Origin of the sequence: Phascolarctobacterium sp. (genome assembly GCF_030531065.1) — a bacterium.
Lineage (GTDB): Bacteria > Bacillota > Negativicutes > Acidaminococcales > Acidaminococcaceae > Phascolarctobacterium_A.
In genome coordinates this window covers 216,930-236,767 of record NZ_JAUNOQ010000002.1, presented here as the reverse complement: position 1 = coordinate 236,767, position 19,838 = coordinate 216,930, and the positions used below count along the sequence as shown (strand labels likewise).

24 protein-coding genes are annotated in these 19,838 nt (G+C 51.2%); 8 read left to right on the top strand and 16 right to left on the bottom strand.

The annotated features are described in order from the left end of the window. Positions 1-944: 944 nt before the first annotated feature. On the top strand, positions 945-1,103 hold the full coding sequence (locus tag Q4E64_RS02355; protein ID WP_303166053.1) for a hypothetical protein: 159 nt from the start codon (positions 945-947) through the stop codon (positions 1,101-1,103). A 74-nt stretch (positions 1,104-1,177) separates the two neighbouring features. Here Q4E64_RS02355 and Q4E64_RS02350 read toward each other — a convergent pair whose 3' ends face one another. After that, positions 1,178-1,678, bottom strand: a complete 501-nt coding sequence (locus Q4E64_RS02350; RefSeq protein WP_303166052.1) for a flavin reductase family protein — start codon at positions 1,676-1,678, stop codon at positions 1,178-1,180. A gap of 215 nt (positions 1,679-1,893) precedes the next feature. Here Q4E64_RS02350 and Q4E64_RS02345 point away from each other — a divergent pair, with 215 nt between their 5' ends. Beyond that, positions 1,894-2,325 carry a MarR family winged helix-turn-helix transcriptional regulator gene (locus Q4E64_RS02345; protein ID WP_303166051.1) on the top strand — a complete coding sequence of 144 codons (432 nt, stop codon included), beginning with the start codon at positions 1,894-1,896 and terminating at the stop codon, positions 2,323-2,325. A gap of 2 nt (positions 2,326-2,327) precedes the next feature. Continuing rightward, entirely contained in the window at positions 2,328-3,656 is a 1,329-nt protein-coding gene (locus tag Q4E64_RS02340) for an MATE family efflux transporter (RefSeq protein WP_303166050.1), read from the top strand. 46 nt (positions 3,657-3,702) lie between these two features. On the opposite strand, the gene Q4E64_RS02335 is transcribed toward Q4E64_RS02340, so the two are convergent. From Q4E64_RS02335 to Q4E64_RS02265, 15 genes are all read right to left on the bottom strand, one after another. Beyond that, positions 3,703-4,110, bottom strand: a complete 408-nt coding sequence (locus Q4E64_RS02335) for a MerR family transcriptional regulator (RefSeq protein ID WP_303166049.1) — start codon at positions 4,108-4,110, stop codon at positions 3,703-3,705. Positions 4,111-4,122: 12 nt separating this feature from the next. After that, on the bottom strand, positions 4,123-4,536 hold the full coding sequence (locus tag Q4E64_RS02330) for a cupin domain-containing protein (RefSeq protein WP_303166048.1): 414 nt from the start codon (positions 4,534-4,536) through the stop codon (positions 4,123-4,125). Between the two features lie 90 nt (positions 4,537-4,626). Beyond that, positions 4,627-5,646 carry a DUF362 domain-containing protein gene (locus Q4E64_RS02325; protein WP_303166047.1) on the bottom strand — a complete coding sequence of 340 codons (1,020 nt, stop codon included), beginning with the start codon at positions 5,644-5,646 and terminating at the stop codon, positions 4,627-4,629. Between the two features lie 88 nt (positions 5,647-5,734). After that, the gene (locus Q4E64_RS02320; RefSeq protein ID WP_303166045.1) at positions 5,735-6,370 is read right to left on the bottom strand and encodes a flavodoxin; all 636 of its coding nucleotides are present in this window, start codon (positions 6,368-6,370) and stop codon (positions 5,735-5,737) included. A 17-nt stretch (positions 6,371-6,387) separates the two neighbouring features. Further along, positions 6,388-7,137 (bottom strand): twin-arginine translocase subunit TatC, encoded by a 750-nt coding sequence (tatC, locus tag Q4E64_RS02315; RefSeq protein WP_303166044.1) that lies wholly within the window; start codon positions 7,135-7,137, stop codon positions 6,388-6,390. Beyond that, positions 7,118-7,342, bottom strand: a complete 225-nt coding sequence (locus tag Q4E64_RS02310; protein ID WP_303166043.1) for a twin-arginine translocase TatA/TatE family subunit — start codon at positions 7,340-7,342, stop codon at positions 7,118-7,120. The genes tatC and Q4E64_RS02310 overlap by 20 nt, the downstream gene beginning before the upstream one ends. Positions 7,343-7,499: 157 nt before the next feature. Continuing rightward, positions 7,500-8,558 carry an alpha/beta hydrolase gene (locus Q4E64_RS02305; protein WP_303166042.1) on the bottom strand — a complete coding sequence of 353 codons (1,059 nt, stop codon included), beginning with the start codon at positions 8,556-8,558 and terminating at the stop codon, positions 7,500-7,502. A 15-nt stretch (positions 8,559-8,573) separates the two neighbouring features. Then, positions 8,574-9,122 (bottom strand): cupin domain-containing protein, encoded by a 549-nt coding sequence (locus Q4E64_RS02300; protein ID WP_303166041.1) that lies wholly within the window; start codon positions 9,120-9,122, stop codon positions 8,574-8,576. A 39-nt stretch (positions 9,123-9,161) separates the two neighbouring features. Further along, positions 9,162-9,641 carry a cyclophilin-like fold protein gene (locus Q4E64_RS02295; RefSeq protein ID WP_303166040.1) on the bottom strand — a complete coding sequence of 160 codons (480 nt, stop codon included), beginning with the start codon at positions 9,639-9,641 and terminating at the stop codon, positions 9,162-9,164. A 20-nt stretch (positions 9,642-9,661) separates the two neighbouring features. Beyond that, positions 9,662-10,528 (bottom strand): carboxymuconolactone decarboxylase family protein, encoded by an 867-nt coding sequence (locus Q4E64_RS02290; RefSeq protein ID WP_303166039.1) that lies wholly within the window; start codon positions 10,526-10,528, stop codon positions 9,662-9,664. A gap of 34 nt (positions 10,529-10,562) precedes the next feature. Next, positions 10,563-11,093 carry a flavodoxin family protein gene (locus tag Q4E64_RS02285; protein WP_303166038.1) on the bottom strand — a complete coding sequence of 177 codons (531 nt, stop codon included), beginning with the start codon at positions 11,091-11,093 and terminating at the stop codon, positions 10,563-10,565. Between the two features lie 15 nt (positions 11,094-11,108). Next, positions 11,109-11,801, bottom strand: coding sequence for a flavodoxin family protein (locus Q4E64_RS02280; protein WP_303166037.1), 693 nt, complete (start codon positions 11,799-11,801; stop codon positions 11,109-11,111). Next, positions 11,794-12,039 (bottom strand): hypothetical protein, encoded by a 246-nt coding sequence (locus tag Q4E64_RS02275; protein ID WP_303166036.1) that lies wholly within the window; start codon positions 12,037-12,039, stop codon positions 11,794-11,796. The genes Q4E64_RS02280 and Q4E64_RS02275 overlap by 8 nt, the downstream gene beginning before the upstream one ends. After that, positions 12,029-12,877, bottom strand: a complete 849-nt coding sequence (locus tag Q4E64_RS02270) for a 4Fe-4S dicluster domain-containing protein (RefSeq protein WP_303166035.1) — start codon at positions 12,875-12,877, stop codon at positions 12,029-12,031. Before Q4E64_RS02270 ends, Q4E64_RS02275 begins: the two co-directional genes overlap by 11 nt. A gap of 155 nt (positions 12,878-13,032) precedes the next feature. After that, a complete protein-coding gene (locus tag Q4E64_RS02265) occupies positions 13,033-13,911 on the bottom strand; it encodes a LysR family transcriptional regulator (protein ID WP_303166034.1) in 879 nt (292 codons plus the stop codon). Positions 13,912-14,105: 194 nt separating this feature from the next. Here Q4E64_RS02265 and gatC point away from each other — a divergent pair, with 194 nt between their 5' ends. From gatC to Q4E64_RS02240, 5 genes are all read left to right on the top strand, one after another. Then, the gene (gene gatC / locus Q4E64_RS02260; RefSeq protein ID WP_303166033.1) at positions 14,106-14,393 is read left to right on the top strand and encodes an Asp-tRNA(Asn)/Glu-tRNA(Gln) amidotransferase subunit GatC; all 288 of its coding nucleotides are present in this window, start codon (positions 14,106-14,108) and stop codon (positions 14,391-14,393) included. A gap of 15 nt (positions 14,394-14,408) precedes the next feature. Further along, positions 14,409-15,878 carry an Asp-tRNA(Asn)/Glu-tRNA(Gln) amidotransferase subunit GatA gene (gatA, locus tag Q4E64_RS02255; RefSeq protein ID WP_303166032.1) on the top strand — a complete coding sequence of 490 codons (1,470 nt, stop codon included), beginning with the start codon at positions 14,409-14,411 and terminating at the stop codon, positions 15,876-15,878. Then, positions 15,878-17,323, top strand: coding sequence for an Asp-tRNA(Asn)/Glu-tRNA(Gln) amidotransferase subunit GatB (gatB, locus tag Q4E64_RS02250; RefSeq protein WP_303166031.1), 1,446 nt, complete (start codon positions 15,878-15,880; stop codon positions 17,321-17,323). The genes gatA and gatB overlap by 1 nt, the downstream gene beginning before the upstream one ends. 554 nt (positions 17,324-17,877) lie before the next feature. Next, the gene (locus Q4E64_RS02245) at positions 17,878-18,783 is read left to right on the top strand and encodes a VirK/YbjX family protein (RefSeq protein ID WP_303166030.1); all 906 of its coding nucleotides are present in this window, start codon (positions 17,878-17,880) and stop codon (positions 18,781-18,783) included. Between the two features lie 101 nt (positions 18,784-18,884). Next, complete coding sequence (locus tag Q4E64_RS02240; protein WP_303166029.1) at positions 18,885-19,814, top strand: hypothetical protein; 930 nt, start codon at positions 18,885-18,887, stop codon at positions 19,812-19,814. Positions 19,815-19,838 lie beyond the last annotated feature (24 nt).

Sequence of the window (19,838 nt, the reverse complement as noted above, 5' to 3'; positions counted from 1 at the left end):
TTTTGAGATTAAAAACTTATGAAAATTTTACTTGACTTTTATTAGCAGGTCTTTTACCAATTCGTCATCTAGAACATAATGTCTTCTAATGTGAAGCGCCCAGTCATCAAGGATAGCATCATCTATGACATAAGATAGCTTGTAACAGTTTAATAGCTGTTGATCTTCGAAAACCACTCCGTCCTCTAGGACAATCCAATTTACATATTGAGGTCTATTCATACTAAGCATCCTCTCGTTATTTTCCTATTATATGATGGTACTCGTTTAAATACTTACATGTAAACGATATTAATATAAGTATATTAAGTGCATTCATTTCATCGGTTGTTCAATTGACTTTGAGGGTATGCGTTGCTGGTTTCTGACTAAATGTAATATTGTCCCTAGTAACTTACTTCAAGCATGTAAATTTGCTGCGCTCGCCATCTGTTTTTATTGCGTGAAAAAGATCTAGAAATCGTTATTGGAAAACGCGGTTTGGAAAAGTGCTCTACCATATGTGATTAAACCAAAAAACTGATGGACACATTAAGCTAATACTTTTGTCACTTCAAACACGGCATTATACTTTTAATTGCTGTCGATCTAGGGTTTGGAGGTTTAATTTACATAAAAACGTTATGTTCTGAATTTGCGTTAATACGTAATAATCATAACACGATATAGCTAATTTGTCTAACTAATAATCTTATTTTAAGATTTTTGATTTTGTTTCAAGAATAAAGATTTTGGTATAAAATTACTTCTAACAAACCAGCGCTAGCGTAAACACTCTATAACACTCACACGGTTATTTCTTTGTTTATGCTGTGCACTTTTTGGATTCAACCCATGATACCGATTTTGTTCTCATTTTAGTAAATGTCCGCATTATATTAGCAGTTATTTGATTTCTGGTATTTCAGCTAGCTTAAGCCATTCACATAAACCATATCCCCGAGTTGCAGGTTAGTGATCGTCTGTACCAGGGCTGGAGAGTAGGTTCTGGACAGCCCTTGGAAAGCATGGAAAGCTTTAAAACCAGCCTGACGCGGCTGTGGGGCAAAACCGGCGTGCGCGTTGAATGGAGTATGCCTCCGGGAATGGCGGAAAATTTATAAGTGAAAAATAAAACGGCTGTCGGCGCTTGAAGCTGACAGCCGTTTTTGCATATATAGATTTTTGTTGCTCCGCTTTATTCCAAATAAGCGGCGACAATGACGCCGGTGTAATACGTATGCCAATCGTTGTCGGCGTAAAAGCGCTGCGCCAGCTCCTTATCGAAGCGCGCGGGAGCCTGCGTGTTGCTGTCGATAACGCGGCATTCCAAATGCAGGCCGCAGCCTTTGATAACGGGAGCGTTTACGCTTTGCGCCGGGATTGGCGTCAAGCCGGCAACGGCAAATTTATCGATGTCGCGCCCGGATGTTGAACCGCAAATTCCCAACGCTTTACTAAAGTCGCCGTTGATGGGCAGGCTGATTGTAAAATAGGGATTAGCGTCCAAAAGCGTTTTGCTGTAACGGCTTTGGCGCACCAAAACGGTGAAGACGGGCTGACGGCACATATAGCCCAACTGCCCCCAAGCTATGGTCATAGAATTTTGCTTGCCGTCGGCGGCAGTGTTTAAGAACACGCCCTTCAGCAGTCTTTTGAAAATGGTTTCGCTATAATCAAATACGTTTATATTTTGCATTTTCCTACCTCCTGCGTTTCACGCTTGCGCGCAAAGCTTTTCTATCTTTAATTATAGTACGTTTTGGCAAAGACGTTTGTGAATTTTCTGCGTTTGCTGGGGGCTGCGGCAGGGGCGCTTGATGTAATACTTTTACACGCTTGACTTTCGTATGAAATAATACTATACTGGAGCTAAAACAATATATGATTTCGTACTAAAGGAGCGGAGAATAAATGGCGGATGTTTTTAACGATTATAATAGGCAGATTTGCTTAGTATTCGCAGAAATTGAAGCGGCGCAGCATGAAGTAGCGCTCAAGCTTGGCCTGACGGACAGCGCGATGTTGATTTTGTATAACGTATATTTGGGCGGAGGATCCTGTTTGTTAAGCGACATTACGCTGTGGGCCAGCAAGCAGACGATAAATTCCGCGCTGCGCAAGCTGGAAGCGGAGGGCGTGGTGCGGTTGGAAATTTTTTCGGGACGCAAGAAACAAGTCGTTTTGACGGAAAAAGGACGCGAGCTTACGCAAAGCACAGTGCGGCGCTGGATCCAAAAAGAAAACGAGATTGCGGACGAATTGACGCAGGAGGAAAGAGATTTGTATTTGGAATTAACGCGGCGATATCTGACTGGCGTTAAGGAAAAATTGCGGGAATTATAATCATGGAGATTAAGCTTTCGGATCATTTTTCTTATTTCAGATTGCTGCGCTTTGCCGTGCCGTCGATAATTATGTTGATTTTTACTTCTCTGTACACCGTTGTCGACGGCTTTTTCGTTTCTAATTTTGTGGGCAAGGATTCGTTTACGGCGGTTAATTTTTCTATGCCTTTGCTCTTAATGCTCGGCTCCCTCGGCATCGTTTTCGGTAGCGGCGGCGGAGCGTTGATTGCTAAAACTTTGGGCGAGGGACACGGAGAAAAAGCGCGGCGTTTATTCTCTCTCATTATTTATACCTCCGTGGGCTGCGGCGTTTTGCTGGCGGCGCTGGGATTATATTTCCTGCGGCCTTTGGCGACCGCTTTGGGCGCACAAGGACAGCTTTTGGAAAACAGCGTCGTTTACGGGCGCATTATTTTAGCGGCGCTTCCAGCTTACGTTTTGCAGTACGAATTTCAGTGCTTGTTTCCGGTTGCCGAAAAACCGACGCTGGGCTTATATGTGACTATCGCTGCGGGGCTGGCCAATATCCTTTTAGACGCCCTCTTTATTATCGGTTTTGACTGGGGCTTGGAAGGCGCAGCTTGGGCGACTGCTGCCAGTCAGACAGTCGGCGGCCTGCTGCCGCTGCTGTATTTTGCTTTGCCTAATAGTAGCCTTTTGCGCTTGGGCAGCGCTGCTTTTGACTTACGCGCTTTGTTGAAGGTATGCAGCAACGGCGTGTCCGAATTGATGAGCAATATCGCTATGTCCGTCGTGGGTATGCTGTATAATTGGCAGTTGCTGCGCTACGCCGGAGAAGACGGGGTCGCCGTTTACGGCGTGCTCATGTACGTCAGCTTCGTTTTTTCGTCGGCGTTTATTGGCTATTCCTTCGGCGTCGCGCCGCTCATTGGTTATAATTACGGCGCGCGGCGGCACGAGGAGCTTAAAAGCCTGCTGCGTAAAAGCTTAGTCGTTATAAGCTGCTTTGCCGTCGCCATGTTCACGGCGGCGTTTACGCTGTCGCGTCAGGTAGCGCAAATTTTTGTAGGCTACGACGCCGACCTTTTGCAGCTCGCCGTGCACGCCTTTGCAATTTTTGCCTTTTGCTTTTTGTTTTCCGGTTACGCTATTTTTGCGTCGTCGTTTTTTACCGCGCTAAACAACGGTTTTATTTCGGCGACGATTTCCTTCATGCGAACTTTAGTGTTCGAGGTCGCCGCAGTGCTAATTTTGCCGCTTTGGTTCGGATTGGACGGCATTTGGTTTTCCTGCGTGGCCGCCGAGGTAATGGCCGCGACGTTGACGGTATTTTTCCTGCGGCTCAAGCGCAGGCATTACCAATATTAAAAACTGTGGACTGGTTTTATTTTTGGCGTTTGTGAATTTTTTGCGCTTATTGTTGCCAGCGGTAAGCGCGCGAGCCTTCGCGCGTCCACTGCAGCTGCCCTGTGGCTACGGCTTGCTCGTAGACGCTGATTTTATAAGCCAGCAGCGCTAAAGTTTGCGTAGTTTTTTCCTGCTGGGCAAGCAGCTTGTCGCGCTGCTTCTGCAAAAGCTGCAGACGCGCGTCGATTGTGGAGCTGCCGACCTGACACAATTTTACGTATTCGATGATCGCTTCGATGGGCAGTCCCGCGTTGCGCATACAAACAACCAGCTCGATCCAGACGCATTCGGACTCGCCGTAATTGCGGATGCCGCTGACGGTGCGCGGAACGGGCGGTATCATGCCGACGCGTTCGTAATAGCGCAGGGTGTCTGCCGAAATGTGGTATTTTTCGCTTACTTCTTTAATCGTCATGGCGTTACCCTGTTATTTCAGCTTGCTGTAATCTGCGTCCGCTACGGGCTCGCACCACTCGTTGCGCCCGTTTTCAGCGGGAACTTCGATTGCTAGATGCGCGAACCAGCTGTCGGGCGCGGCGCCGTGCCAATGCTTAACTCCTGCGGGAATGTTTACCACGTCGCCGGGATGCAGCTCGCGGGCGGGCTTGCTCCATTCCTGGTAATAGCCGCGACCGCCGGTGACGAGCAGGATTTGCCCGCCGCCCTTGTCGGCGTGGTGGATGTGCCAGTTATTGCGGCAGCCGGGCTCGAAGGTCACGTTGCCGATAACTACCTGCTCTAGCGACAGCATATTCAAATAGCTTTGCCCGACGAAATATTGGGCGTAAGCGTCGTTTTTCGCGCCTGTGGGAAAGACTGTAGAAAATTTTTCGTTAGCCATTTTATATTTTCATCACCTATTATAATATATTTGGACAATGAAGCCTGCTCTTATAGCAAGCTTCCTTTCCATAGCATGTCTTACATGAAATCAATCTACTTCAATCAATTCGTATTTATCGTTGCCCATTTTCAATTCGCGCATCGCCGTCAGCTGATGCAGACCATGGCGGCTTTCCATGCGCTCCACTAAATCGTGGTTGCTCGTCTGGGCGTAAACCAAATCTACAGAGGCTTGGTCGATGGCCAGAATATCAGTGGAAGCCAAGATGCCGATATCGGGAATCGTCGGTTCGGCCGCGCTCGTGCCCGCGCAGTCACAGTCCACGGACATACGGCGCAGCACGTTGATGAAAACGATGTGCTTGCCGAAGAAATCGATAGTTGCTTTCGCGGATTCGGCCATGTTTTCCATCAGGCGCTCCTTGGACGGCCAGGCGTTCCAATCGTCCGGCAGCTTGTCGGGCTCGACGCCGTGAACCTGCGCTTTGCCGATGCGTCCGTCGGCGCAGCCGATGGCGATATTTTTCATGGAGCCGCCGAAGCCGCCCATCGCGTGGCCTTTGAAATGCGTCAGCACCAGCATGGAATCGTAATTCACGATATTCTTGCCCATGGACACTTCTTTAAAATGCTTGCCGCCGCGCACCGGCAGATTAACCGTGCCCTCGGCGTCCATGATGTCCACGGGACAGAAGGTCCAGCCGTTGACCTTTAAGGCTTCCAAATGCCCTTCGGTAGTATAGCGGTCGCCCTGGTACAGCGTGTTGGTTTCCACAATAGTGCTGTTGGGGATGCGCTGCTGCAACGCTTTAACCATATCGCGCGGCAAAATATTGGGGCCGTGCTTTTCGCCGGTATGCAGCTTAATGGCTACCTTGCCGTAAATGCTTTCGTTAATCATTTCGTACAGCTTAATCAAATGCTGCGCGTCGATTTTTTTCGTAAAATAAACTTTGGCGTGCGAACCTTCTCCCGGAGCCGTCTTCACTATTTTCGTACTGCCGATGACCGGCGCTTGCGCAAACGCTTTATCCAAATCCAGCAAGCCTCCTACCGCCGCGCCGGCTACGGCAAAGCCGGCCGTTTTTAAAAATTCGCGTCGTTTCATAATGCGTGCCTCCTTTATATTTTCTGTATTTTAATCATACAACTTAGAGCACGCTTTAAGTCAAGAGGTTGAAAGGAAAATTCTTCGCTTATAAACCCAGCTTGCGCAGCCATTGAGCAACGTCGCCGGACGCGCTGCGGGCGCTGTTGCCGGACAGGCACAAGTAGTCGGTAAAGTTGGCGTTAGGCGCAAGCTTCGCCAAATCGCTTTGGCAACGCTGCACGCCGCCGCCGCCGTGCGTAAAGAACGGCGCTATGGTTTTGCCCTGCAAATTTACTTTTTCGACGAAGGTCGCCACGGGCATCGGGAAGCTGCCCCACCAGTTGGGATAGCCCAAGCAGATTACGTCGTAGTCGGCTACGTTGGGCAGATTATTTTTAATTGCGGGACGCGCGCCTGCCTGCTGCTCCTGCTTAGCTTGGTCGGTAGTCGCTTTATAAACTGTCGGATAAGCCGTTGCCGGAACGATTTCGTACAAATCGCCGCCGGTTTGTTTTTGAATTTCCTGAGCCAAAGCTCTGGTGTTGCCGCTCCAGGAAAAATAAGCGACGAGGACTTTCTTAGCGTTAGTTTTATTCATGGTTGCATTTGCTCCTTTCGTAGTAATATTAGTCGTCGCGGCGTTCGCCGCAGGCGCGGCTGTGCTGGAACCGCAGCCCAGGCAAATTGCCGCCATGCCGAGTAAAGAAAAACCGGTAGTTTTTAAAAATTCGCGTCGTTTCATAAAAATATTCCCCCTCTTTAGACATGAATGAAGATTTTCGCCAGCAGGATGCTGCATTCATACAGTGCGATCATAGGCAAGGCCAGCAGGCTCTGCGTAATGATATCCGGCGTGGGCGTAATCACAGCAGCAAGAATGAAGGCCGCCAAAATAATATGCTTATGATATTTTTGTAAGGTTTGCACGCGGACGAGCTGCAAGTAACATAAAAGCAGGACGACGAGCGGCAGGGTAAAGACGAAGCCGAAGGGCACGACGAGCATGAGCAAAAAATCCAGATAGCTTTCCAAGGACAGAAGCGGGCTGACCTTGCCCGCTGCAAAGCCAAGGAAAAATTCCAGACCGCGCGGGAAAACGAAATTATAGGAAAAGAGCATGCCGACGATTATCAAAACTAAAGTCAGGGGCAAGCACATCAGCGTGAAGCGCCGTTCCCTAGCGGTCAGCGCCGGGCTGACGAAGCGATAGATTTGGTAGAGGATGAACGGCGCGGCTAAGAGCAGTCCGCCCAGCAGCGCCAGCTTCATATAAATCATGAAGGCCTCGGCGGGGCGCATGTAATACAAATTGCCTGCCGCCGCCGTCAATATATCGACGATGCTTTGCACGTGGTAAAAGCACAGCAGCGACGCGAGCGCCCACGCCGCCAGACTGCGCAGCAGACAGCTGCGCAAATCCTGCAAATGTTCCGTCAGGCTCATATCCCTGTCGTTGGTTTGCACCTCCCAGGGATATTCGGGTTGCCGGTTATTGGGCGGCGTTTTCATTTTTTTGCTCTTTTGCTTCGGCGGCAACGGCTTCGTCCTTAGCGCTTTCCTTTTTTGCTTCGGGTTCGTCGGTATTCAGCGCGGTTTTAAATTCGCGCATACTTTTGCCGATGGCCTTGCCCACGTCGGGCAGCTTGCCGGGACCGAAGAACACCAAGCCGATAACTAAAATGAGCAGTAATTCCGGTAAACCGAGTCCAAACATGATGTGTTCCTCCTTGATTCTTATAAATTTTGTATTACCAAATTTTTATTGAACTTCTACCAAGCGGTAATGCCTGCGGCCTACGCCGAGCTGTTCGGCGTACTACAAGGTTGCTATATAATAGGAAAATATTTTTACAGCGTTTCCCTCCTGCGCGTTATTTTAAATTCGTCTTGAAGAATTGCTCCAGCTTGTCGAAGGGAATCTTATCCGTCTGGTCGTACAGGTCGCAGTGGTTAGCGTTCTTCACGACGTAAAGCTCTTTGGGTTCCTGCGCTTTAGCGTAAGCGTCGTCGGAAAAATATTTGGAGTGCGCGTTCTCGCCGACAATCATCAGCAGCGGACGCGGAGAAATTAAATCGATTAAGGCGAAGGGGAAGAAATTCATCGTCGAAGCGTCGCTGGTGTAGCGCAAGCCCTTGTAATTCGGATGCTCGCCGCGCTCGGTGCGGTAGTAATCGTAAAATTCTTTCGTTACTTCAGAAGTGCGGTTGTAGGTGCTTTCGTCGATTTTCTTAGGCGTGCCGACGCTGATGCGCGGATCCGCGCCTTCATATTCAGCCCAGCGCTGCTCGGCGATGGCCGCTAAATTTTTCTTGAGCTGTTCCTTGGAAATAGCGTCGTTCAGTCCCTGGCGTTTGGCGCGTCCCATGTCGTACATGCTGACGGTGGCGACGGCCTTCATGCGCGGGTCGATGGAAGCGGCGCTCACTACGAAGCCGCCGCTACCGCAAATTCCCAGGACACCGATGCGGTCGCGGTCGACGAAGGGCCGTGTGCCCATGAAGTCCACCGCCGCGCTGTAATCGTCCACATAAGTTTCGGCGGAAACCGTCAGGCGGGGCGTGCCGCCGCTTTCGCCGCTGTACGCCAGGTCGAACGCCAGCGTAATGAAGCCGCGGCTGGCGAGCTCCTGCGCGTAAAGACCGGAGGATTGCTCCTTAACGCCGCCGTAGGGATGGCCGACAATAACAGCGGCGTGCTTTTCCTGCAAATTCATTTTGCTGGGGTAATACATATCGCCGACGAGCACATTGCCGTAACGGTCGTGGAACTGCACCTTCTGCGAAGTTACGGCTGGGTTAGCGGCGAAGGTTTTGTAATTTTCCTTCAATATATATGTTTCGCCGTCGCTGTGCGCTTCGGCGGCAAAAGCGCCGAAGCACAAGCAGGTTGCGACTAAGAAAACGGCTAAACTTTTCTTTTTAAATTTCATAGCGCGTCGCCTCCTTTACTTCAACGCCGCGAATACCGCATCGTCCACAGGCTCCAGCCATTCGGTGGAAACTTCGGGGCCGGACTGCATGACGGCAAGATGCTGCATATAAGTTCCGGGAGCCGCGCCGTGCCAATGCTTCACATTTTCTGGAATGGTGGCGACTACGCCGGGAACGAGCTGCTGCGGCTCTTCGCCCCAAATCTGGTAATAACCGCGGCCGGATTCGGTGACGAGAATCTGGCAGGAGCCGTGGTGTTTATGCCAGTAGGTATGCGCGCCGTCGACGAAGGTGACGTTGGAAACGCCGACGTTGGCTTTCGCTAAAGGCGCGATAAAGGTTCTTCCGGTAAACCATTTTTCATAAGCGGTGTTGGGGCCGCCAATCGGGAAAACGGTTCCCGGCAATTTTTCCAGCTCCGCCTGCACCTGCGCTACGGGCGGGTAATCGTTAGCGGCTTCGGCTGCCTGCGCCGTGCCGACGGAAGCGTTCAGAGCGGTAAACATAATAGCGGGGATTAAAGCTGCCTGGAAAAATTTCTTAATCATGCTGGATTTTTTCATGGTGAGTCCTCCTCAAATTTTTATTATGCGTTTAACTTTTTATTTTAGAATCTCAAAGGTGACGTCGGCGTCGCCCGTGGTTTTAAAAATTTCTACGCCGCTGTCGATACGTCCCAAATGCTGGCGCGTAAAGCGCTCGCCGTTTTGCGCGTACAGGATAACGAAGCTGCCGCGCGGCGGCCAATAAATTATATCGCCCGTTTGGTAACCGTCGGAACGCAGCTCGTCCGTCGGTAAAGAGCCTGCACCGTAATGGTAGCACATTTCGCGTCCGTATAAATCCTGCATACGCAATGTCATGGGCATTTTTGCCAGTAACGCTTTAGTTGTGGAATTGTCCTCCAACGTCGCCGTCAGCGTTTGCCCGTTGACGGTGATTTTTATTTTATGCCGCGCCGTTGAGGTTGTTTTTATCGGCGCGGAAGCGTTTTGCTTTTCGCTGGCGGCGTTGGAGCTGGCGCAACCCAGTATGCCCAAAGATAACAGACCGGTTAGTAGTAAAGCGGTTAGCTTTTTCATGGTGCGCTCCTCCTTGGTTTTTATTTAGCGTCCGCTTGCGGCGGCACGATAGCGTCGATGGCGGCCAGCGCGTTCAAGGTGCGCGGATAGCCGATGTACGGCAACGCGATGGTGATGGCGTCCAGTAATTGCTGGCGCGTATTGCCTACGGTAAGATTACCGGCGACGTGCGCCTTGGCCTGAGCTTCGCAGCCTCCCAGGGTAATGATGGAAACGAAGGTAATCAACTCGCGCTCTTTGACGTCCAGCGCTTCGCGCGTGTAATAATCGCCGAAGCAGTTGGCGGAAAGATAGTGGCGGAAGTGTTTGGAATCCGGGGGAGCGGCGGCGTTGCCTTTGTCGATGGCAGGGAAGATGGCGCGTTGTACGGCCAGCCCCGCGTCGTGACGGGTTGCATCGCTTACCGTGCCTGCGTCGTCAATTTTTTTCACGCCGCAATCTTTAAACGCTTTGGTCAACGCGCACAGAGCGGCTTTAGCGCGGGTCAGCCCCACGTAGGGAGTGCAGTGGAAAATCGTTTCGCGCACCTGCGCGGGAGTAGCTCCGGCGCTCAATGCGCCGCGCACGTGCAGAGGAATTTCCTCCGGCGCGTTATTTGCGGTGAGCACGGCCAGCGTCAGCAGCTCCTGCTGCATGGGCGACATTTGCACGTGCGTATTAACGTCCGCATAGATAAATTTTTGCATGATTGCGTTTAATTCTTTGTCCTGGGGAACGATTTCTTGTTTGCCATTGTCGTAAAGCTGCGTCATAGCGGCGGCAGCCATTTCAGTTCTTGTTTGCGCCATAACTTGTTGACCTCCAATCATCGTAGACGTAGTAAGCAGCGTCGTCATTAAAGCGCCTAATAAAATTTTGCTAAACTTTTTCTTCATCGTCGATTTCATTGCGTCACACCTCCGGGATATTTTATTTTTCGTTTTATAAATTGAAGCCCAAGTCGTAAGCCTGTTTAGGAAAAGCCGTGCGCGCTATTTGCTCCTTCGTCGCGCAGCCCGGCGCTAAAACCGTGCCGCGGCTTTGCCAGCGCATGTAGCGGCACAGTGTTGCGTAAAATACGCGCAGACTGCGCATCGTTAAATCGTTATCGGAACCCGCCGCCGCCAGCAGCACCGCCTGCTTGTCGCTGATGCGCCCCGTGCGGGCGTAAAAGCGGTCGACGACGGTTTTGAGCTGCGCCGTAATATGAAAGTAATAGACGGGCGAAACCAACGCTATTAAATCGGCGTCTACTAGGCGCATAATCAATTCGTTTTCGATATCGTCTTTGTGAACGCACGACCCGTTCATACCGCAGACGTCGCAGCCCAGACAGGGGTGCGTATTTTTAAACGCGGCGTCAAAGCGAAAAACGTCGTGGCCTTTGGCCTGCGCTCCCGCGGCGAATTGTTCCGCCAAAACCGACGTCGTGCCGTCGCGGTGCGGACTGCCTGTTAAGAGAACTATTTTCATAATCTTTACCTCGCTTTACACGCTGCGGCCTAATTTATAGGCCTGGTCGGGAAATTCGCTGCGTTCGATGGCGCTGCGGTAGCCGCAGCCGTAGCCCAGCACCGCGCCCAAATCCTGCCATTGCATATACGAAACTAAACTTTGGTAATGGTCGACTAAAGCTTCGAACGTCCAGCCCGCGCTGTTGTAAGCCGTGGCCATCAGCAAGGATTTTTTGCCGTCGAAGCTGCGGTGGTGCGAGTAAAAACGGTCGATAACGGTTTTGAGCTGCGTGGACATACCGTAATAATATAGCGGCGTAACCAAGGCGATGATGTCGGCCTGCAAAAGTTGCGGCATTAAAGTTTTTTCAATCGCGTCGTTCAAAACGCAGGGGCCGCTACGCTGACAGGCGTTGCAGCCGCGACAGGGATTGATATCTTCAAAAGCGGCGTTAAAACGGAAAACGCTGTGCCCGTTCGCCTGCGCGCCTTCGATAAATTTATCAGCCAGCAACGCAGACGTGCCGTTGCGATGCGGACTGCCGGTAATTACGACGATGTTGCTTTTGCCGTTCGCCGCTGCGGTTTGCGTTGGCGCAGTCGGCTGCGCTGCCTGCGCGTCGGCCTGCGCTTCGCCCGGACTTTTGATGAGCGAAAGGCCCAGGCCGCTGACGAGCAGCGTACCGAACCCGGCGCTGGCAACTTTGATAAAATCGCGTCTATTCATAATATTGCGTCTCCTTGTTCAAATAAGCGCAGCACCCCAGCCACAGCACGGCGCACGCGCCGGCGATGCAGCTGCCGCCGCAGGAACCGCATGCGCCCGTGCAGTAAGGCAGCGTCGCGGAAATTTTGGGAGCTGCGGCAGCTAAGAATTGCGGATGAAATTTTACGAGAGCCTGCGGCAGTACGACGCTGCCCGCCGCGCCGCCGACTAAAAAGAGATTGCTTAAATCACGCTTCATGGTTCGCTTCCTCCTTGCTCATATTGCTGCGGTAAACGACGGCTTGCATGGGGCAAACCTGCTTGCACTGGCCGCAGACGATGCAGCGCCGGATATCGATAGCTGCCTTGCGGTTCTTGACGTCGACGGCCTGCATGGGGCAGGCGTTGGCGCATTTGCCGCAACCGACGCATTTGCTTGCGGCAACCTGCATTTTAAAGGGGCCGGGCAAATTTTGTCCGACGACGTGGCATAGGGAATTGAAAGCGCCGACGGGGCACAGCAGGCTGCAGTAGCCGCGGCCTCCCTTGGTGAAAAGTCCCAGCAGCACGTTGGCCAGTAAAAACGTGGCTAAAAGCGACGCGGAAAAACTCGCTATCGCGCCGGTATGCAGGTAGCCGACGAAAAGCTCTAAAGCGTAGTAATTACAGTAAGCGCAGGGCACTCCCAGCCCCGCCCAAACGGAAAAGAGAAAGCCGAGGAAGAAGCCGCAGCGTAAGGGTAGAAGCGGCAGGAGCTTTTTTAAATCTAATTGATATTTTAATGGAAGCAGCTTGCTTAAAAATTCGCTGAAGCCGCCGGCCGGGCACAGCCTGCCGCAAAACACGGGGCCGAACCACAGCGACGTAATCGTTAAGAGTAAGCAGAAGAAGAGCGACGTAGGCCCGCTGTACTGCCACTGCCCGGTTACGATATTCGCTAACGGAATGCGGGCGCAGGGCACGTGGATGGACGTAAAGCTTGTTTCAATTAAAAAATCTCGCGTCAGCCTGCTAAAGAACATAAACGGTTCGTAAAAGAGGACGAAGCCCAGCACATAGCCCGCCGCACGCTGCAATAAAAATCTTGTCTGCGTCATAATTACCTCCTGCGTTACTAATAGCATACAGCTTAAAGCTTACTTTAAGTCAAGCGCATTTTTCTTTACCGGTAAAAGAAAAGGTATGCAAATCTCTTTGCATACCTAAATTATAAAAGCTTTCGGTTTTGATGTCTAATACTTAAAATGTGAGCTTACTTCATGCTTAAAAAGCATTGAGCGAACTCGATGAATTTTTGTACCGTCGGACTGAAGTTAGCGCCGCGCCGCCAGGCCAAATACATTTCGCTGACAAGCGGCGGGTCGAGCGGGCGGAAGCAGAGCTCATCGGTATTTAAAACCGAAGGCTCGATGGTAAAGGCGTAATAGCGGCTGCGCAATACGATGATGATGACGTTGCCCTTCAAATTGCAAGTTCCGACGAATTTCATATTGGCGACGTTGCCGCTGAGCCAGTTGAAAACTTTATTGCGCGCCGAAAGCCGCGTCGGCGGCATCACGGGCAGATGCGAAAGGTCTTCGGGCGTTATCGCTTCTTTGGCGCTTAACGGCGAATCGGAGTGCATGAGGATACCCCATTTTTCTTTATACGGCAGCAGTAAAAAATTATAATTGGTAATATCGACGGGAGCCAGTAAAAGAGAGATGTCGAGCAGGCCTTTTTCCATTTTTTCTTTGAGAACGTCGGCGGTGCTGGTAAAAATGTCGAAGGTAACGGCGGGGTATTTATCCTGAAAGGCTTTGATTATATCGGCTAATAATTCCACCGTTTTATATTCTCCCGCGCCGAAACTGATATTGCCGCTGAGATTCGTTTCCTGGTCCTTGATTTCCTGTTCCGTTTTTTCAATCAGGGCGACGATTTCTTTGCCGCGATGCACTAATAAATCGCCCGCCGGAGTAAGCGCCAGTTTTTTGGAACTGCGATCAAGCAGCGCGACGCCCAAGTCTTCCTCCAGCTGCGTCAGCTGGCGGCTCAGCGTGGGCTGGGTGATGTGCAGGATGTCGGCGGCGCGGGTAATATTTTGTTCCTGGGCGACGGTCAGAAAATAATTTAAAATGCGCAGGTTCATGGTCGTGTCCTCCGTTATGCTTGTTAAGAAAATTATAGCGCGCAGGCCGCGGCTTGTAAATCTTAAATAAGCGCTTGCTATCAGTTATCTGCAACTAATTCGCCGCGTACTGTTCACAATAGCGGTGAATTTGTGATATAATAATACAGGTTATTTTTGCAAATCAAATTATGTGCTTATAGGATGGTGACAAAATGAAAGTATCTGCTGAAGACGTTAAGTACATCGCACAGCTTTCCCGTTTAACCGTTCCCGCATCCGAGATGGAAAAGTTTACGGAACAGTTCAACCAGATTTTTAACTATGCCGATATTCTTGAAAAAATTGATACCACCGGTATCGAGCCGACTCCCTACGTGCTGCCCGTCAGCAACGTACTGCGCGAGGACACGGTTAAAGAGGGCGTTTCTCACGAAGAAGCTCTGCTTAACGCTCCTGCCGTTCATAACGACGGCTTTAAGGTACCGCGCGTAATCGAATAAGAAGGAGGCACTATTGTGGAACTGTATAAACTTACGGCGCACGAGCTGCACGATAAGCTCGTCAATAAAGAAGTCAGCTCCGTCGAACTGACCAACGCTCTTTATGAGCGCATCGACGCAGTTGAAGACCAGGTTAACGCTTATGTAACGCTGGATAAAGAAAACGCTTTGGCCCAGGCCGCCAAGGTGGACGCTAAAATTGCCGCAGGCGAAGCTATCGCTCCGCTGGCAGGCGTTCCCGGCGCAATTAAAGATAATATCTGCACCAAGGGACTTTTGACTACCTGCTCCTCTAAAATGCTGAGCAACGTAGTTCCTATTTATGACGCGCACGTTATTAAAAAGCTGCGCGCTGACGAAACCATCTTTTTGGGCAAAACCAATATGGACGAATTTGCCATGGGCTCGACCACGGAAACGTCCTTCTTTGGCCCCACTCATAATCCCTGGAATTTAGAGCGCGTTCCCGGCGGCTCCTCCGGCGGCAGCGCTGCCGCTATCGCCGCAGGCGAAGCGATTTGGACGCTGGGCTCCGATACCGGCGGCTCTATTCGCCAACCGGCTTCCTTCAACGGCTGCGTAGGCATTAAACCGACCTATGGCCGCGTATCTCGTTACGGCTGCGTAGCCTTCGCGTCCTCCTTGGACCAGATCGGGCCTATCACCAGGGACGTAACCGACGCCGCTTTAGTTCTGAATACCATCTGCGGCAAGGATGAAATGGACTCTACCTCTCTGGACGCTCAGGTGCCCGACTTCACCAAGGCTTTGCTTGCCGACGTTAAGGGCCTGCGCATCGGCCTGCCCAAGGAATATTTCGGCGAAGGCATCGACCCCAAGGTTAAAGAAGAAATCGCCAAGGCCGTGAAGAAATACGAGGAACTGGGCGCAGAAATCGTCGAGGTTTCCCTGCCCCATACCGAGTATGCCGTAATCACCTATTACATTATTGCTCCCGCCGAGGCCAGCGCTAACCTGGCGCGTTACGACGGCGTGCGCTATGGCTACCGCAATATGAACGCTACCTCCGCTCCGGAAATGACTACCATGAGCCGTACCGAGGGCTTCGGTCTGGAGGTGCGCCGCCGCATTATGCTGGGTACCTATGTGCTTTCCAGCGGCTATTACGACGCTTACTACAATAAGGCTATGCAGGTGCGTACGCTTATCCGCCGCGACTTTGACGCCGCCTTTGAAAAATGCGACGTGCTGCTGACGCCGACCTCTCCTGTTCCGGCTTATAAGATCGACGGCAAGATGGACCCGCTGACCATCTATATGCTGGACGTAACCACGATTCCTGTAAATATGGCTGGCCTGCCCGGTATTTCCATTCCCTGCGGCTTTGCCGACGACGGCATGCCCATCGGTATGCAGCTGATCGGCAAGGTGCTGGATGAGGAAACCATTCTGCGCGCCGCTTATACCTTTGAACAGGCAACCGAATATCATAAAGTATTCGCACCGCTGGGAGGTAAAAAATAATGACTAAATATATTACCGTCATCGGCCTGGAAGTACACGCCGAGCTGAAAACTAAAACTAAAGCCTTTTGCAGCTGCTCCACCGCCTTCGGCAGCACGCCGAACACCCATGTGTGCCCCGTTTGCCTGGGCATGCCCGGCGCTTTGCCCGTGCTGAACAAGCAGGTGGTAGACTTCGCTATTAAAGCAGGTCTGGCTTTGAACTGCGATATTCAGAAGTTCAATAAATTCGACCGTAAAAATTATTTCTATCCCGACTTGGCTAAGAACTATCAGATTTCCCAATTTGATAAACCCATCTGCTTGGGCGGCCATATCGATATTAAGCTGAGCAGCGGCGAAAGCAAACGTATCGGCATCACCCGTATCCACATGGAGGAGGACGCCGGTAAGCTGAACCACAGCGGCGCTACCATCAGCACCTCTGATTCCTCTGCCGTCGATTACAACCGCGCCGGCGTACCGCTGATCGAAATCGTATCCGAGCCTGATATGCGCAGCGCCGAGGAAGCCCGCGCGTACATGGAAAACCTGAAAGCCATTCTGGAATACACCGACGTCTGCGACTGCAAAATGCAGGAGGGCAGCCTGCGCTGCGACGCCAATATTTCCATTATGCCCGTAGGCGCTAAGGAATTCGGCACCCGCGCCGAAATTAAAAACCTGAACTCCTTCCGCGCTTTGGAGCGCGCCATCAACTACGAGGTTGAGCGCCAGAAAGAGGTGTTGGAGGACGGAGGCCATGTGGTACAAGAAACCCGTACCTGGGACGAGGCCAACGGCGTAACCCTGTCCATGCGCTCTAAAGAAGAAGCTCACGATTACCGTTATTTCCCCGAGCCCGACCTAGTGCCCGTACAATTGGACGACGCCTGGATCGAGCGTATCCGCGCTACGCTGCCGGAGCTGCCGGCACAGCGTCAGGCCCGCCTGATGAGCGAGCACGGCCTGCCGGAATACGATGCTTCCCAAATCGTTTCCAGCAAGGCTATGGCCGAATACTTCGACGCTGCCGTGAAGAACGCCAAGGACAGCAAGGCTGTATCCAACTGGCTGTTGGGCGACGTTTCCGCTTATATGAATAACGAAGGCATTACCATCGCCGACTTCAAGGTAAGCCCCGACCATCTGGCCGAGCTTGTTAATTTGATTAAGGACGGCGTGCTGTCCAGCAAGCTGGCTAAAAAGGTCTTTGCCGAAATGCTCAAAGACGACGAAGCGCCGAAAGCGCTGGTTAAGAAGCTGGGTCTGGAGCAGGTCAGCGACGAGGGCGCCATTTTGAAATTAGTAGAAGAAACTCTCGCCGAAAACCCGCAGTCCGTTGCCGACTACAAGGCCGGTAAGGATAAGGCTATCGGCTTCCTGGTAGGCCAGATTATGAAAAAATCCCGCGGTAAGGCTAATCCGGGGATGGTTACGAAGATGTTAAAAGAAAAAATGCAATAAAAAGCGTTATAAGCACCGTTATGCTTTGTCGCAGCTTGTTTACTTGCTCGACGTACTTCTAGTACGCCGTCGCTGCGTAAACTGCGCTGCTTCGCGCCTTCCGGCACTTCTAACGCTTTTCGGAGAGAATGAGCGTCGTCGCCCTTCCCCGTATCTGATACTTTCTATCCCGGCTAAATTTAGCGTAAGAAGAATGTGATCAGCTGCGTAAACCGCGCTGCTTCGCGCCTTCCGGCACTTCTAACGCTTTTGAAGGCGCGAGCTAAATAGTCGTATAAATAAAAGGCAGAAGTTGAATTTGCGTTCAGCTCCTGCCTTTTTGCGTAGTCGGGAAGCAGAACAAAGCTGCCCTGTAAAGGATGGGGAATTGCCGTCAAGCGGTGGAAGGATTATAGTAACAAAACGATACTCGAAAAAGATGTTCGCAAAAAGTAAAGCGCGGGATAAAAGAAAAATCAATAAAGGGCGGCGTTTGACGTTTTTATCTTCTGCGCAGAGCGCAATTTTATGGTATAATATTATAAAATCATTCTCAAATGACGCAGAGGTAATTCATGGAAAAAGATATTTTAGAATACGTGGGCAAAAGCCTGTATCATATGCATGTATTAAAGGAAGTGAAGCGCTATCTTGTTTTTCGCGCACGTTGCCGCCTGCACAGCGGCGCGGTGAACGATATGCTGGAATTTTTTGACGCTACGCCTGCACGCTGGAGCTGGCTTAAAGGCACGCCGTCTTTGTTAGAGCAGACTACCCGCGCGTTCTTTTACAAGGGCTCGACCTGGGACGAACGCGTGGCTTTGGTAAAAAATCATATTTTGTTTTTGGAGCAGTATTTTCAGCCGGAGCTGATGAACAAATTGTACGGCGAGCATAAGCGCGTGGAGCTGTGGCACGATTCTTACGAGGATAAGCCGCTGACACTGAATCTGTGGTTTCATGCGGGACAGCGCAAGGAGGGCTGCCTTTCTTTGGCGTTGTTTTATGAAAACGAAGCCTTGTATCAGATTATGTTCTGGCTGGGGAAGGATGCCGCCGACGGCAAGCCGGCAATTTTTATCGGCGCTTTGCAGGGGCCGCAGAACGGCAACGAGCTGATTAAGGGCCTGACGAAAGCTTTTTTTGGCTACCGGACGAAGAATTTGATTTTTTACGGTATGCGCAGCTTTGCGAAAGCGTTGGGCGTCGAGCAGATTTACGCTGTGGCTAACGAGGGTTATTACGCTATGAACCACATTCGTGCGGACCGCAAGCTGAAAACGGACTTCGGTGCGTTTTGGCAGGAATGCGAGGGCAGCCAATGCTCCGACCGTCGTTTTTATGTGATGCCGACGGCAGAATACCGCAAATCCATGGAGGAATTGAAGCCGTCTAAACGGGCGCAGCACCGTCGCCGTTTCGCCAAGATGGACGAAATAGAGGCGTCGGTGGCAGCCGCTGTGGCTAAATATAAAAAATAAATTGTTTTAGCTTACCTGTAACCTACGGGCAAGCTATTCTTTTATTGTGGAATATGCTATAATGAATACGATATAGCTTACTCTGACAGGAGGTATGTAAATTGAAAAGAAAGCTTGCAACTCTTTTGCTGACTTTTGTGTTCTGCTTTACCATGGTCGTGCCTGGTTTTGCCAACGATGTAAATCTGCCAGTGGCTGATAAAATCGACGCTATGGAAAAGCTGTTGTACGGTACGGAGCAGAGCGGTTCCTTGATTCAGCGCATGGATAGTTTGGAGGACGACGTATACGGCGCTATAACCACGGACGCTATTTTGGATCGCGTGGATAATATGTACGATTATCTGGAAGGCACGCCGGAAAACGGCGAGGCTTCCTTTGCCACCAAGCTGAATGTGGTGGAGTGGCGCATGAACGAGAGTATGTCTGGCGGGCCGGCGAAGAATCGCGTCGAAGCAACAGAAAAGCTGCTGTTCGGCCAGGTGCAGACGGGTTCCCTTTCCGGCCGTTTGGAGGAGCTGCTGAAGCTTGCTTCTTATTCCGATGGCAATGTGCCGGTGCAGCAGGTTACCCTGCCGAAGGATTCTGTTTTTAAAATCGCTTTTACGTCGGAAATGAGCACCAAGATGAGCCGTCAGGGAGATACGGTGAACTTTAAGGCTGCGGATAATTTGTACGTCAACGACGTGCTGGTGCTGCCGAAGGGCGCGACCGGCGTGGGCGTAGTGAAAAAAGTTGTGCAGCCCGGTATTTTCGGTAAGGACGGGCGCATCGACATTACCTTTACTTATATTTACGGCGTCGACGGGACAAAAATTCCGCTGACCGTAGGCGAGCTGGCCAAGCAAAAGGCTGAAAGCATCGCGGGGGCTGCTGGCGTAGCCATCGGCGGCATGATTATTTTAGGACCCGTAGGCGTTGTCGGCGGCGCTTTCGTTAAGGGCAATTCCGTAACGATTCCCGTAGGCTGCGAAACCTATGTGCAGACTTCGGAGGACGTATCTTTGCAGGGCGTTGTTTACAGCGAATGATGACAGCGTATAAGCTGCCGTCTA

Coding starts and splice junctions, on each gene's coding strand:
- Q4E64_RS02320 (WP_303166045.1), bottom strand. CDS start 6,370: ATGAAACGACGCGAATTTTTAAAAACTACCGGTTTTTCTTTACTCGGC.
- Q4E64_RS02270 (WP_303166035.1), bottom strand. CDS start 12,877: ATGACGCAGACAAGATTTTTATTGCAGCGTGCGGCGGGCTATGTGCTG.
- Q4E64_RS02265 (WP_303166034.1), bottom strand. CDS start 13,911: ATGAACCTGCGCATTTTAAATTATTTTCTGACCGTCGCCCAGGAACAA.
- Q4E64_RS02340 (WP_303166050.1), top strand. CDS start 2,328: ATGGAGATTAAGCTTTCGGATCATTTTTCTTATTTCAGATTGCTGCGC.
- Q4E64_RS02310 (WP_303166043.1), bottom strand. CDS start 7,342: ATGTTTGGACTCGGTTTACCGGAATTACTGCTCATTTTAGTTATCGGC.
- gatB (WP_303166031.1), top strand. CDS start 15,878: ATGACTAAATATATTACCGTCATCGGCCTGGAAGTACACGCCGAGCTG.
- Q4E64_RS02295 (WP_303166040.1), bottom strand. CDS start 9,641: ATGAAAAAGCTAACCGCTTTACTACTAACCGGTCTGTTATCTTTGGGC.
- Q4E64_RS02350 (WP_303166052.1), bottom strand. CDS start 1,678: ATGCAAAATATAAACGTATTTGATTATAGCGAAACCATTTTCAAAAGA.
- Q4E64_RS02335 (WP_303166049.1), bottom strand. CDS start 4,110: ATGACGATTAAAGAAGTAAGCGAAAAATACCACATTTCGGCAGACACC.
- Q4E64_RS02330 (WP_303166048.1), bottom strand. CDS start 4,536: ATGGCTAACGAAAAATTTTCTACAGTCTTTCCCACAGGCGCGAAAAAC.
- Q4E64_RS02305 (WP_303166042.1), bottom strand. CDS start 8,558: ATGAAATTTAAAAAGAAAAGTTTAGCCGTTTTCTTAGTCGCAACCTGC.
- Q4E64_RS02280 (WP_303166037.1), bottom strand. CDS start 11,801: ATGAATAGACGCGATTTTATCAAAGTTGCCAGCGCCGGGTTCGGTACG.
- Q4E64_RS02245 (WP_303166030.1), top strand. CDS start 17,878: ATGGAAAAAGATATTTTAGAATACGTGGGCAAAAGCCTGTATCATATG.
- Q4E64_RS02290 (WP_303166039.1), bottom strand. CDS start 10,528: ATGAAATCGACGATGAAGAAAAAGTTTAGCAAAATTTTATTAGGCGCT.
- gatC (WP_303166033.1), top strand. CDS start 14,106: ATGAAAGTATCTGCTGAAGACGTTAAGTACATCGCACAGCTTTCCCGT.
- Q4E64_RS02345 (WP_303166051.1), top strand. CDS start 1,894: ATGGCGGATGTTTTTAACGATTATAATAGGCAGATTTGCTTAGTATTC.
- Q4E64_RS02275 (WP_303166036.1), bottom strand. CDS start 12,039: ATGAAGCGTGATTTAAGCAATCTCTTTTTAGTCGGCGGCGCGGCGGGC.
- tatC (WP_303166044.1), bottom strand. CDS start 7,137: ATGAAAACGCCGCCCAATAACCGGCAACCCGAATATCCCTGGGAGGTG.
- Q4E64_RS02285 (WP_303166038.1), bottom strand. CDS start 11,093: ATGAAAATAGTTCTCTTAACAGGCAGTCCGCACCGCGACGGCACGACG.
- Q4E64_RS02325 (WP_303166047.1), bottom strand. CDS start 5,646: ATGAAACGACGCGAATTTTTAAAAACGGCCGGCTTTGCCGTAGCCGGC.
- Q4E64_RS02300 (WP_303166041.1), bottom strand. CDS start 9,122: ATGAAAAAATCCAGCATGATTAAGAAATTTTTCCAGGCAGCTTTAATC.